Here is a 12,058-nt window from a genome sequence, read left to right on the forward strand (position 1 = left end):
GGAAGATGAGCAACGACAAGATCGCACGCGTGACCCTCGGCGACGGCGGCCCGGAGGTCGGCGTCCAGGGCCTGGGCTGCATGGGCATGAGCTTCGCCTACGGCCCGACGACGGACGAGGCGGAGGCCCGGGCGACGCTGGAGCGGGCGCTGGAGCTGGGCGTCACCCTCTACGACACCGCCGACATGTACGGGTTCGGGGAGAACGAGAAGTTCATCGCCCCGTTCATCCGGGCCAACCGGGAACACGTGGTGCTGGCGACGAAGTTCGCCATCGACGCCGACCCCGAGAACCCCGCCGACCGCGTCATCCGCAACGACCCGCCCTACATCCGCAAGGCCGTCGAGGGCAGCCTGCGGCGGCTGGGCGTCGAGCAGATCGACCTGTACTACATGCACCGCCGCAACCCCGACGTGCCGCTGGCGGAGTCGGTGGGCACGATGGCCGAGCTGGTGGCGGAGGGCAAGGTCAAGCACCTGGGCCTGAGCGAGGTCACGGGCAGCGAGCTGCGCGAGGCGCACGCCGTGCACCCGATCGCGGCCGTGCAGTCGGAGTGGTCGCTCTTCAGCCGGGACATCGAGGAGAACGTCGTCCCGGCGGCCCGTGAGCTGGGCGTCGCCCTCGTGCCGTACTCGCCGCTCGGCCGCGGCTTCCTGACGGGTGCTTTCGCCAACGCCGACAAGGACCTGTCGGCCGACGACTGGCGTCGTACGCAGCCGCGCTTCACGGGTGACAACGCGTCGGCGAACGTCGCCCTGCTGGAGCCCCTGCGGCGGATCGCCGAGGCGCGGGGCGTCACGCTCGCCCAGGTCGCGCTGGCGTGGGTGCAGCTCCGGGCGCGGGTGGAGGACCTGACGGTCGTTCCGATCCCCGGCACCCGCAAGCGCTCCCGCCTGGAGGAGAACGTGGGCGCCACCCGCCTCGACCTGACGGCGGACGAGCTCACGGCCCTGGAGCCCATCGCGTCCAAGGTCTCCGGCGACCGCTACCCGGACATGTCCTCCACGTCGGCGGGCCGGGAGTAGTCACCACTCGGACGCCGGAGGGGCCGACACGACGTCGGCCCCTCCGGCGTCCGGCTCGCCGTCCTCCCCCGTCTCCCCCATCAGGTCCCGCGCCAGCAGCGTCGCCCCCGCCACGGCCCCCGGCATCACGAACACCGCGACGAGCGGCAGCAGGAAGAGCAGGGTCAGCGGCACTCCGAAGCCCAGCACCAGCAGCTTGCGCGAGCGCAGCAGTTCCAGCCGCTCCTTCAGCGCGACCCTTCGCCGCTGAAGGGCGACAGCCGTGAGTTCCTCTGTCAGGAAGAAGCCGGAGACGCAGAAGCCGATCGCCGGCACCACCGTCTGGCCGACGAAGGGCACGAAGCCCAGGGCGAAGAAGAGGACGCCCCACAGTGCCGCCCGGACGAGCACGGCGAGGCTCTCCCGGGCCGAGATCCACAGCTCGCGCCAGAGCGGCAGCCCGGACGACGGCGCGCTGCCGCCCTCCGTCAGGTCGACCCGCTCGGACAGCGCCTCGTAGAAGGGCTGTCCGACGAGCAGCGTCACCGCCGTGAAGGAGAGCAGCGCCAGCAGCAGGCAGCCGCCGAAGAAGAGCGCCGTCAGCGCGCCGCGGAACAGGCCGAGCCAGGGCGAGCCCCAGCCGTCGGCGAAGGGCGTCGCCCAGTCGACGACGTCGTCGGCCCGGAGGACGAGCACGGTCAGCGCCGCCGCGTACCCGATCAGGGTGATCAGCCCGGGCAGCAGCCCGAAACCCCACCGCCGGCGGTTGCGCCCCACCCAGCGCTGGCCCTTGACCAGGTACGACATGCCCGTCACAAGATCTCGCATGGCGGCACATCGTAGCCGCCGTGGTGGGGCGGCCCGTGCCGTCAGAGGGTGACGATCATCTTGCCGGTGTTCTCGCCGCGCAGCAGGCCGAGGAACGCGTCGGCGGTGTTCTCGATGCCCTCGACGACGGTCTCGCGGACCTTGAGCTCGCCGGAGCGGATCCAGCCGCCGACCTCCTCGACGAACCGCGGGCGCAGCGCGTCGTGGTCCGAGACGATCATGCCCTGGACGCGCAGCCGCTTGGCCAGGATGTTGACCATGTTGCGCGGGCCGGGCACGGACTCGGTGGCGTTGTACTGGGCGATCATGCCGCAGATGGTGACGCGGCCGTGGAGGTTGAGCGCGCTCAGCGCCGCCTCCAGGTGCTCGCCGCCGACGTTGTCGAAGTAGACGTCGATGCCGTCGGGGGCCGCCTCCTTCAGCTGGTCGACGACCGGGCCGTTCTTGTAGTTGAACGCGGCGTCGTAGCCGTACTCCTCGCGCAGCACCCGGACCTTCTCGTCCGAGCCCGCGCTGCCGATGACGCGCGCGGCGCCCTTGAGCCGGGCGATCTGGCCGACGAGGCTGCCGACGGCGCCGGCGGCGCCGGAGACGAAGACGGTGTCGCCCTCCTTGAAGGAGGCGACCTCCAGCAGGCCCGCGTAGGCGGTCATGCCGGGCATGCCCAGCACACCGAGGTAGGCGGAGAGCGGGGCGACCTTCGGGTCGACCTTGGCGGTGCGGGCGGCGTCGACGACCGCGTACTCGCGCCAGCCGAGGCCGTGGAGGACGTGGTCGCCCACCTCGTAGCCCTCGGCCCGGGAGGCCAGGACCTCGCCGACCGCGCCGCCGTCCATCGGCCGGTCGAGCTGGTACGGCGGGATGTAGGACTCGCGCTCGTCCATGCGGCCGCGCATGTACGGGTCCACCGACAGGTGGATGTTGCGGACGAGGATCTGGCCCTCGCCGACCTCGGGGACGGCGGCCTCGCGCAGGGCGAAGTCCTCCGGCTTCGGCCAGCCCACGGGGCGGGCCACCAGGTGCCATTCGCGGCTGGTCTCGGGGATGCGGGCGGCTGTGGCGGTCATGGGAACCGAACCCTCCAATTACTTAAGAACCTCAACCAATCATGTGCCTCGATATTTCATGATGTCAAGCAATGGAGTATTCTGCTCTTCATGACACCCCCTCCGCGGCCCGCCGACGACGCTCTCACCCTTGAGGTGGTCGACCTCATCGCCACCGTCGTGGCGCGCTACCACGAGGAGTACGAGGAGGCGGCCGCCCGGCACTCGCTCACCGGCGCCCAGGCGCGGGTGCTGGCCCTGCTGGCCAGGGAGCCGCTGCCGATGCGGCGGATCGCCCTGAAGCTGAAGTGCGAGCCGTCGAACATCACGGGGATCGTCGACCGGCTGGAGGCCCGGGACCTGGTCGAGCGCCGCCCGGACCCGGACGACCGCCGGGTCAAGCTCGCGGCGGCCACGGAGGAGGGCCGGCTGACGGCGGCCCGGCTGCGGGAGTCGCTGCGCTTCGCGCGCGAGCCGCTGGCCGGGCTGTCCGAGGAGGAGCGCGCCGCGCTGCGGGACCTGCTGAAGCGGATGCTGGGCGAGGAACCGCCGGCGCCCCGCACGGCCGGCTGACGCGCGGCGGCGCCCCCGGGTGGGTGCGGCCCGGGCGACGGCACCGGCCGCCCCGGCCCGCCCGGCGAGGAGGGCTACGCGGACAGCCGCAGCTCCGCCGCCGTGACGACCGTCCCCAGCCGCGGCATGTCCAGCGCCACCGACGCCCGGTGCTCCTCGGCCGTCAGCGCGCTCATCGCGTCCTCGACGAAGACGAGCTCGTAGCCGTGGTCGGCGGCCGCCCGGCCGGTCGACTCCACCCCGAGGTTGGTGGCGATCCCCGCGAGCACCAGCGTCCGCACGCCGCGCTCGCGCAGCCGGTCGTCGAGCCCGGTGCCGTGGAACGCGCCCACGGTCCGCTTGACGATCTCGATGTCGCCCGCCTCCGCGACCCCCGCGAGCAGCCCGCTGCCGGGCGGCTGCTCGGCGAGGCCGGGCCGCTCCACCCGGACGACCACCACCGGCGCCCCCGCCTTGCGGAAGGAACGCGCCAACTCGGTCGCGTTCCGAGCCACTTCATCGCCGGCGTGGGGCGCGAGGGGCAACGCCACGAGGCGTTCCATGAGGTCGACGAGGACGAGTGCGGTGCGCTGGGGGTCGAGTTCCGTCATGGCCTCAGACCGTACCGGCCGCGACCTCGGCGTGGGCGGCCTCCGGGCCGTCTCACGGCTGCCGGGAGGTAAAGGTTCCGCGAAAAGGGGACTTCGGCACCGCGGCCGGGCCCGCGGCCGGCAACTCGCCGAGGTTTTCCGATGCGTTGCCGAAGGGCGGGGCTGGTGCGCCACGATGGCACGCATGAGACCGTCTTCCGACCCCGCCCCCGGGTCCGTCGCCGCCTTCGGGCCCCTGGAGTTCCAGCTCGTGCTGCTGCGCCGGATGGCCGACCACCAGCCCGGACTGGTCGAGGACGCGCTGCGCGAACTGGGCGTCGGGCGCGCCGAGATGCGCGAGGCCAACCGCCGCTGGCAGGCCATGACGCGCTCCCCGCGCGGCCGGGGCGCGGGGCCCCGCTACCGCTCCGTCCTGGGCCCGCCGGAGAGCACCGGGGAGCGCCGCGTCGGCGATCTGACCTTCGAGGCGACGACCTGGCGGGTGCCGCTCTGGCCCACGCTGCGCTTCGAGGTGCTGAGCGCCCCCGGCGGCGCGGTGTGGAACGAGTGGCTGGTCCGCGCCCCCGGGGCGCGGGGTCCGCAGCCGCGTACGGTCGAGGAGCTGCGGCCCTGGTCCTGCACGGTGGACGAGGTCGCCCGCGCCTTCCCGCCCGCCCGCCCCATGGAGGGCACGGCCCCGACGCGCTGGCGGCTGGCCTTCACAGCCCCGGACGCGGCCGGGGTGCGCGGGGAGTATGTGGCGGAGTTCACATGGGGGCTGTTGCAGCGGTTGTCGCCGTAGCGCCGGCCCGGCGGGCCAGCGGCCCGAAGGGGCGCGGGGAACTGCGCGATCGGCCACCGACGGCCCGCAGCCGACGCACCACCACGAGAGCCCGGGCGCAGCACGGCACTCCATCCGCGGGCGCGTCGTGGCTTGTCGCGCAGTTCCCCGCGCCCCTTACGGGGCCCGGACCCCGCACGTGGCGGGCCCGGAATGGCCGTTCGGCCGAGGCGGGGGCGTCGGAGCGGCGCCTAGGTTGGGGCGCATGCCCATGTCCACGCCCCGTTCCCTGACGGCCCTGCTGCTGGTGGTGGCCGCCGTGGTGCTCGGCGCCTGCGCGCCCGGCGGTGGGACCGGCAAGGTGATCGGCGGCCCGGCGCGGGCCGAGGAGCCGTCCCGGGTCGCCATCCCGTCCCTCGGCGTGGACAGCCCGCTGATACGGCTCGGCCGCAACGGCGACGACACCGTGCAGGGGCCTCCGCCGGAGAAGGGCATGACCGCCGGCTGGTACCGGGACAGCGCCAGGCCCGGCACCCCGGGCGCCGCCGTGATCATCGGCCATGACGCCGCCCCCAAGGGCAAGGCCGTCTTCCGCGACCTGCACAGGATCGCGGAGGGCGACGCGATCGACGTCGAGCGCGGCGACGGCGAGGTGCTCCACTTCACGGTCACCGGCACCGAGAAGGTCGCCGGAGGCGCCTTCCCCACACGAAAGGTCTACGCGGAAACCCGGGAGAAGGCGCTCCGCCTGGTCACGTGCGCGGGCGACCTGATCGTCCACGCCAGGATGGCGCCATAGCCGAGCCGGCGTCAGGCGAGCTCGGCGTCCAGCGTGATCGTCGTCCCGGTGAGCGCCTGGCTGACCGGGCAGTTCTTCTTGGCGTCCTCGGCCGCCGCGACGAAGCCCTCCTCGTCCAGGCCGGGCACCTCGCCGCGGACGGAGAGGTGGATGCCGGTGATGCCCTCGCCGGGCTGGAAGGTCACCTCGGCCTTGGTCTCCAGGCGGGTCGGCGGGGTGCCCGCGCCGGTCAGGGCGTGGGAGAGGGCCATGGAGAAGCAGCTGGAGTGGGCGGCCGCGATCAGCTCCTCCGGGCTGGTCTTCCCGTTGGCCTCCTCGGCGCGGGAGGCCCAGGTGACCGGGTACGTCCCGATGCCGGACGACTCGAGGGTGGTCTCGCCGTTGCCCTTGATCAGCTCACCGTGCCAGACGGTGGTGGCGATGCGGTTGGTGGCCACGCTGTCTCCTCCATGAAGTAAGGGTCATATATCAAGCCCCGGGGCGATCGCCCCGATCATCCTGCGGCCGGCGGCGGCTTCAGGCTCCGACACGCCCGTTCCAGGCGACCAGCGCCGGGCGGCCGTGCTCGGTGCCGATGCGGCTGACCGTGCCGGTGTCCAGCCGGAACAGCGCGCCGGCCGACGGCGGCAGTCCGAGCCTACGAGCCGTCAGCACCCGCAGGAAGTGCCCGTGCGCGACCAGCACGACGTCACCGGCGACACCGTCCGCGAGGCGGGAGGCGATCCGGGCCAGCACCCGGTCGGCGCGGGCGCCGACCTCCTCCGGCGACTCGCCGGGGTGCTCGGGCGGGCCGGGCGCGACCCCGTCGTCGAAGAGGAACCAGCCGGGCCGGTCCCGCTGGATGTCGGCCGTGGTGACGCCCTCGTAGCCGCCGTAGTCCCACTCCCGCAGATCCGGCTCGGTCTCCGCGCCCTTCAGCCCCGCCAGCTCGGCCGTGCGCACGGCCCTGACCAGCGGGCTGGTGAGCACCAGGGCGATGTCGCGCCCCTCCAGCGCCGGCCGCAGCGCCTCGGCCTGCCGCTCGCCGCGCTCGGTCAGCGGGACGTCCGTCCAGCCGGTGTGCCGGCCGTCCCGGCTCCAGGCCGTCTCGCCGTGCCGGATCAGCAGCAGCTCACCCATCGGTGCCGGGAGCCGCCGCCTCGGCCCGGGCCTGCTCCACCGAGGCCCGCACCTCGTCCATGTCCAGGGCCCGCGCCTGCTTGATGATGTCCTCCAGCGCGGCCTCCGGGAGCGCGCCGGGCTGGGCGTACACGGCGATGTTGTCGCGCACGATCATCAGCGTGGGGATCGACCGGATCTCGAACGTCGCCGCGAGCTCGGGCTGGGCCTCGGTGTCCACCTTCGCGAACACCAGGTCCTGGTGGCGCCCGGCCGCCCGCTCGAAGACGGGCGCGAAGTTGCGGCAGGGACCGCACCACTCGGCCCAGAAGTCGATGAGCACGAATCCGTTGCCGGAGACGACCTCGTCGAAGTTGTCCTTGGTGAGCTCCACGGTGCTGCTGCTCATGAGCGCCTACCCGCTTCCGGTTGTCGCGTGCGTCGGGGCCAGGGGCCAGTGTCCGGGCCAGTGTGGCCCACGCACGGCAACAGGAGAGGACGGCGGCCTATTCCGGCGCCGACCCGGCCGTAGCAACCCCGGACAGCACGCCGCCCCGCCCGGGAGATCCCGGTCGGGGCGTCGAAACGGCAGGCGAGATCGTTTCTGCACCTGAACCGCGCGTGTGGGGCGGGTGGGACTCGAACCCACGGCCGACGGATTATGAGTCCGCCCATTACAGTCCTGGCCTTTCCCGGAACAACCCCTCAATCCCCTGTTTTCGCAGGTCAGAGGCGGTTCGGCCTACCGGCCTTGCCTTACCCTTCCCGAGCCTTACTCACCCTTCCGGCCTCACCGTGGCCCCACTGAGGCCCCACAGCGAGACGCAGCACGCCTCCGAAGAGACGAGCAGTGCGCCGACCTGCCCATCCGAGGGGGACCGGACAAAGGCGCAGCGGATTCACTTACCCACGTTCGACGGGGTGGCTCTCCGTGGCCCACCCTCAACGGCAGTGGACCTTGATCAAGTATCCCAGCTCAGCAGGCCCGGAGGAAGCCCTACCGGCCAGCGCCAGACTTCGAGGTGGTCAGCCAGGCAAGACCAGGGGCGACGGCTGGGGCGGCAGCCTTGCGGGCCTTGCAGCACTCGGGACGCTGCGCGAGGTCGCACGGCGCTACGGAGCGATGTTTTTCAGTCGTTTCCATGACGCCACGATGACCCTTTGATGGCGATTTCGGATGTACGACCTTTCTGGACCGCTTGGCTAGGGTTTCCCGTTGTCGAGGTCTTGCGGGTCGTGGATCGGTCCGGGCGGGACCAAGTGCGCCACCCCGCCGGCCGGTGTGGCACACATCCGGCCGGGAGTGCGGCCTTGCGAACAAGGCGCGTCACCTTGCCGACCCCGACTCGGCACGAGCCGTCGGCGGCGCGCACATGCAGAGAGTGACGGGGTTCCGCCTGCCGGCCGGGCGTCACTGCGCCGCTTGACCATTGGTTGGCTACATATTTCTGGTGGACAGTGGAGCCGTTTCATGAGGTGGGATGCGGAACAGACCACCCCATTCCGACGTGAGGTACGCCACTCGGGCAGTGAGTCGCGATGCCTTGACCTGCACCTTTCATCCATGTCAGGGCGGGATGTCTTGCGGCTGGACGGGGTTCGGCGTTCACGCATATACATTTACCTATTAGGGAGCTAAGTGGTTGCTAAGGCGAAGGCGACCAGCTCGACTGAGATGGAGATGTGATGGCGCGCCGCCTATACGGCTTCTCGGCCTCCGGGGAGCCTGTGCAGGTTGAGGTAGATGCTCTGCGTCTAGCCACGTCCCGTCTCCTCGCGCAGGAGAAGAAGGCGCACACCACTCGATGGTTCAACGCCGAGGGGCACCGTACGACGGCAGGGAATTTGTGGTCCCCCGAGGTCCTGATGCGGACCCTGCTCAATCCCCGCATGGCGGGGCTCGACGCTGACGGCAACCCGGTCGAGGGTGCGCCGTGGGTGATAACTCCCGAGGAGCGCGCTGAGCTGCTGGCGCTGTCGACAACCCGCGAGTCGGCGGAGGACCGGGAGTATCTGCTGACCAGTGGCAATGGCCTGTGTGGTCTGTGCATGTCGGCGCTCACGTCATCGTGGGCCGGCGCGAATGCGGTCTACCGGTGCCCCACTGCGTCGCCGGGCGAAGCCCGCGGCACCACGGGGGCCGACAAGGCTGAGGCGAAGGCGGCGCCATGCGGGAAGATCAGCATGAACGCTGAGCTGCTGGAGACCGCTGTGGGCGAGCAGGTGCTGGCGGAGTTGCTGCGGCCCGGCGCTCGGGAGCATCTTGAGGCGCTGCTGAAGGATGTGGAGGACGAGGTCGGCCGACTGCGTCCGCACCTGGTTAAGGTCGAGCGGAGCCTGGCGAAGATCACCTCGATGCTCCGGGGGCAGGTCCCCGAGTCTGCCCGCGGCTCCATGGAAGAGGCGCAGGCGGCGACCCGGCAGGATGCGCGGGATACCCGGGCGCGCCTTCGGTACCTCGAACAGATCGTCTCGGGAGTTCCGAAGGGGAGTGTGTTGGACTACGTGCAGTGGTGGAAGGGCGCGCCGGTTGCTTCACGGCGCGCCCTGGTGGCGCTGGAGACCCGCGCGGTCCTGGTGTTGCCTGGGAGGCGCGGTCGTGGGGCGGATCCGCATGACCGCATCGACATCCGCTGGCGGTAGGTCCGGCGGCCCGCCGCCCAGGCCGTTGCCGACGAGCCGCACCCCTGCTGGGGGTGCGGCTCGTCGGTATTAGAGGGGTCGGGTCAGGGAGAGCTGTCTAGCGGCTGTGATGGTGTCCTGGACTGGTCGGCTGAATAGCCGGGGGTGTCGGTCGGCGGGAAGACGTACGAGGACCGAGCCCGAGATGACGCCGCTGCGCATGACGGGCGCAGCCACCGTGTCCCAGCCTTCGACTCCCTCTTCGCGCCCGATGGCGAAGCCGCGTTCACGGATGCCCTTGAGGGACGCCTCCAGCTCGTCCTGGGGCAGGACGCCGTAGGCGTTTCCTTCAAATGCTGGCTCGGCGAGGACCGTGCCCTGGATGAACGGGGGCATGTGCGCGAGGATGACCCGACCTGATGCGCAGGTGCGCAGGGAGGCGGCGACGGGCAGCATCTCAAGCCAGTCGAGGTTTAGTTGGTTGTTGCCTGTGACACGGTGGGCGCAGACTCGCATGTCTCCTACGGCTGCGTAGAAGCTGGCGATGCCCCCAGTGGAGGCGTTGAGTTCCACGAGGGCCGTGTGGATCTCTGAGGCAGGCGGTGTGTGTGAGGCAAGAAAGCGCATGGCCAGGAGGGCGGAGCCGCCTCCGGGGCCGTAGCGGCCGTGGGCGAAGCGTTCGATGGTTCCTTCTTCGCAGCTAGCCTTGAGTGCCCTCTTGGTTGACTGCTTGTCGAGTCCGGCGGCCGTCGCGATTTCGGCAAGGGTGTGAGAGTAACCAGGCAGCTTCTGAAATGCCCCGAGAACGCGGAGTAGCTTTTGCTGCGCTGTGCTCTTCTCGCTGTCCTTCTCACTGCCCTTCTGGGTGTCCGGGGATTGAGCCGGATCGCTTGTGGGGTTGCTCAATGTGGTCCTTGGACGTCCGCTCCGTCCCCCCTAAAGGCAGAGCGTGTTGTGACTTAAAAGTTCATCCGCCTTCTTTCAGGCGCGCCCGCTAGGTTACTACTTGGTTGGAATGATCGTTTCACCCGCCATAGAAGTATCCGACTGGCATGCGGTGGATGGCGTCGACGTCGAGCATCACCTTGCCGGACTGGCCTTCCTCCAAGGCCGCGTGGGCGCGTTGCGCGTGTTCGAGCATGTACCGGCGGGGCTCCGGCGTCTTAAGAGCGTCGACCATGACGGCTCCGAACAGCGTCTGCATGGTCTTTTCCACGGCGTAAAGATTGTCCAGGAAGCTGGGGAGCCAGAATCCGCTGACCGTCTTGGAGCCGAAGACTGCGTCGGTCTGGGCAACGCACTGACGCTTCCGGGAAGAGAAGGCGTCGACGACCATGCGGCCGCGGAAACCCAGGGCGGCCAGGGTTTTGGCGAACATGGGGCCGCCCTCGACTTCCAGGGCAACGTCCACCGGGCCGTGTGCCACCTCGCGGATGCGGTCGGGCAGCCCGTCGAGGTCGGAGCAATCCACGACGGCGTCCGCGCCCAGGTCGCGGGCTGCCTGGAGCTTGTCTTCGCCGCGGTCCATGGCGACCACAAGGGAGCCGTGCGACTTGGCGATCTGAAGGGCGAGGCTCCCCAGGGAACTGGAGGCTGCGGGGATGAGGACCTTCTCGTAGCGTTCGACGCGAAGGGCCGTGTGAAGCATGTGCCACGCCGACAGGCCATCGACGGCCAGTGTGAGTGCTTGCTCGTCGGTCACACCCTCGGGAATCTCCCAGCACAGGCCCTTGTAGACCTGGGCCTGCTCGGCGTAGGCGCCGTCGCTGGTGATGCCGACGACCCTGCGGCCGTCCTGCGTGCGTCCTACGAGTTCCTTTCCAGGAACATAGGGGAACTTGAGCGGAGAGACGTACTGGTCTTCACGCATGAGGATGTCGGCGGCGTTGACGCCGGCGAGCTTCACGTTCACGAGCTCGTGATCTTCCAAGGGCTCGGGGCCCAAGTAGTCGTGGGGCGTGAGAACCTCCGGGCCGCCCGGCTTCCTCACCATGATCGCTCGCAACTTCACTTCACCTCTCGTGCTGACTGCACAAGAACACTAAACGGTGTACAGACGCGCTCCGACCAAATGTCGCATTGCGTCATTTGATCGCGGCCCACCGGTTCCAAATAACGCCATGCGACATTTGAGAACGAGCCCTCACGGCATGGCGTATACATAGATCGCGACGCCGGTCGAATGAGAGGCGCCGCCCATGCTTGACGCAGCAAGCACTAGGATTCCGGCGCCACTTGGCGTGCGCACCGGCTTGGGGACAAGGGGGCAACCGTGATCGACCCGCAGCGCATCATTGCGCTAGCGCAGGAACCCCGGCGCCGCGAGCAGAGTGGTCGCCACTCCGTAGATCGCGCGCTCACCCTGAATGGCCTGCACGGGTGCAGCGATCCGTTGGCGCGGCCGGTCGCCTGGAGTGCGGCGTTGTGCACAGGCCGGCGGGACGACGCAGGGAAGAGGGCTTCGAAGATGGAGGCCGCCCGCCTGTGTGCCGTGTGCCCGATTTCAGAGGACTGCCGCAACGCCCTCCTCGCGGGTGCGCCTGTGGCGGTGCGGCGCTGGCGGCAGCGCGTGGAGGAAGGTCGGCCGCTCGCGGGGTGAGCTGTGCGCGGGGCAGGGGCGTGGAGGCGACTCGGCGGCCCCTGGGCTGGCGCTGGGAACACAGGTCGGCACGTCGCCGCATCCCGCGAGGCGCGCGCCCCCTGACCTGCGGATTTGTGTTGCGCAGCTCACGTTCGGG

General features: G+C 70.4%; 13 protein-coding genes and 1 tRNA gene. 5 read left to right on the forward strand and 9 right to left on the reverse strand.

Going from position 1 to position 12,058, the window contains the following annotated elements:
- The first annotated feature begins 5 nt into the window (after nucleotides 1–5).
- Nucleotides 6–1,025, forward strand: a complete 1,020-nt coding sequence (locus ACX9I7_RS00580) for an aldo/keto reductase (protein ID WP_387576045.1) — start codon at nucleotides 6–8, stop codon at nucleotides 1,023–1,025.
- On the opposite strand, the gene ACX9I7_RS00585 is transcribed toward ACX9I7_RS00580, so the two are convergent.
- On the reverse strand, nucleotides 1,026–1,832 hold the full coding sequence (locus tag ACX9I7_RS00585) for an EI24 domain-containing protein (RefSeq protein ID WP_387576043.1): 807 nt from the start codon (nucleotides 1,830–1,832) through the stop codon (nucleotides 1,026–1,028).
- A 41-nt stretch (nucleotides 1,833–1,873) separates the two neighbouring features.
- On the reverse strand, nucleotides 1,874–2,899 hold the full coding sequence (locus ACX9I7_RS00590; protein ID WP_387576041.1) for an NADP-dependent oxidoreductase: 1,026 nt from the start codon (nucleotides 2,897–2,899) through the stop codon (nucleotides 1,874–1,876).
- Between the two features lie 90 nt (nucleotides 2,900–2,989).
- On the opposite strand from ACX9I7_RS00590, the gene ACX9I7_RS00595 reads away from it, so the two are divergent.
- Entirely contained in the window at nucleotides 2,990–3,451 is a 462-nt protein-coding gene (locus ACX9I7_RS00595) for a MarR family winged helix-turn-helix transcriptional regulator (RefSeq protein ID WP_358630900.1), read from the forward strand.
- Nucleotides 3,452–3,525: 74 nt separating this feature from the next.
- Here ACX9I7_RS00595 and ACX9I7_RS00600 read toward each other — a convergent pair whose 3' ends face one another.
- Nucleotides 3,526–4,041, reverse strand: coding sequence for an isochorismatase family protein (locus ACX9I7_RS00600; RefSeq protein ID WP_387576037.1), 516 nt, complete (start codon nucleotides 4,039–4,041; stop codon nucleotides 3,526–3,528).
- 184 nt (nucleotides 4,042–4,225) lie between these two features.
- On the opposite strand from ACX9I7_RS00600, the gene ACX9I7_RS00605 reads away from it, so the two are divergent.
- Entirely contained in the window at nucleotides 4,226–4,822 is a 597-nt protein-coding gene (locus tag ACX9I7_RS00605) for a hypothetical protein (RefSeq protein ID WP_459386122.1), read from the forward strand.
- 244 nt (nucleotides 4,823–5,066) lie between these two features.
- Entirely contained in the window at nucleotides 5,067–5,600 is a 534-nt protein-coding gene (locus ACX9I7_RS00610) for a sortase domain-containing protein (RefSeq protein WP_387576033.1), read from the forward strand.
- An 11-nt stretch (nucleotides 5,601–5,611) separates the two neighbouring features.
- Here the strand turns inward: ACX9I7_RS00610 and ACX9I7_RS00615 are convergent, their stop codons facing one another.
- The 4 genes from ACX9I7_RS00615 to ACX9I7_RS00630 all read right to left on the reverse strand — a co-directional run bounded on the left by ACX9I7_RS00615 (nucleotide 5,612) and on the right by ACX9I7_RS00630 (nucleotide 7,403).
- Entirely contained in the window at nucleotides 5,612–6,037 is a 426-nt protein-coding gene (locus tag ACX9I7_RS00615) for an OsmC family protein (RefSeq protein ID WP_387576032.1), read from the reverse strand.
- 79 nt (nucleotides 6,038–6,116) lie between these two features.
- Nucleotides 6,117–6,719: a histidine phosphatase family protein gene (locus ACX9I7_RS00620; protein ID WP_387576030.1), complete on the reverse strand. Its 603-nt coding sequence runs from the start codon at nucleotides 6,717–6,719 to the stop codon at nucleotides 6,117–6,119.
- Complete coding sequence (gene trxA / locus ACX9I7_RS00625) at nucleotides 6,712–7,107, reverse strand: thioredoxin (RefSeq protein WP_459386123.1); 396 nt, start codon at nucleotides 7,105–7,107, stop codon at nucleotides 6,712–6,714. The genes ACX9I7_RS00620 and trxA overlap by 8 nt, the downstream gene beginning before the upstream one ends.
- A 215-nt stretch (nucleotides 7,108–7,322) precedes the next feature.
- Nucleotides 7,323–7,403, reverse strand: a tRNA-Ser gene (locus ACX9I7_RS00630).
- A 1,185-nt stretch (nucleotides 7,404–8,588) separates the two neighbouring features.
- On the opposite strand from ACX9I7_RS00630, the gene ACX9I7_RS00635 reads away from it, so the two are divergent.
- Nucleotides 8,589–9,341 (forward strand): hypothetical protein, encoded by a 753-nt coding sequence (locus tag ACX9I7_RS00635; protein WP_459386124.1) that lies wholly within the window; start codon nucleotides 8,589–8,591, stop codon nucleotides 9,339–9,341.
- Nucleotides 9,342–9,410: 69 nt separating this feature from the next.
- Here ACX9I7_RS00635 and ACX9I7_RS00640 read toward each other — a convergent pair whose 3' ends face one another.
- Nucleotides 9,411–10,226, reverse strand: coding sequence for an IclR family transcriptional regulator (locus tag ACX9I7_RS00640; RefSeq protein ID WP_459386125.1), 816 nt, complete (start codon nucleotides 10,224–10,226; stop codon nucleotides 9,411–9,413).
- A 118-nt stretch (nucleotides 10,227–10,344) separates the two neighbouring features.
- Nucleotides 10,345–11,232: a quinone oxidoreductase family protein gene (locus ACX9I7_RS00645; protein WP_459386126.1), complete on the reverse strand. Its 888-nt coding sequence runs from the start codon at nucleotides 11,230–11,232 to the stop codon at nucleotides 10,345–10,347.
- Between the last annotated feature and the right edge of the window lie 826 nt (nucleotides 11,233–12,058).

Source organism: Streptomyces sp. L500 (assembly GCF_054551825.1).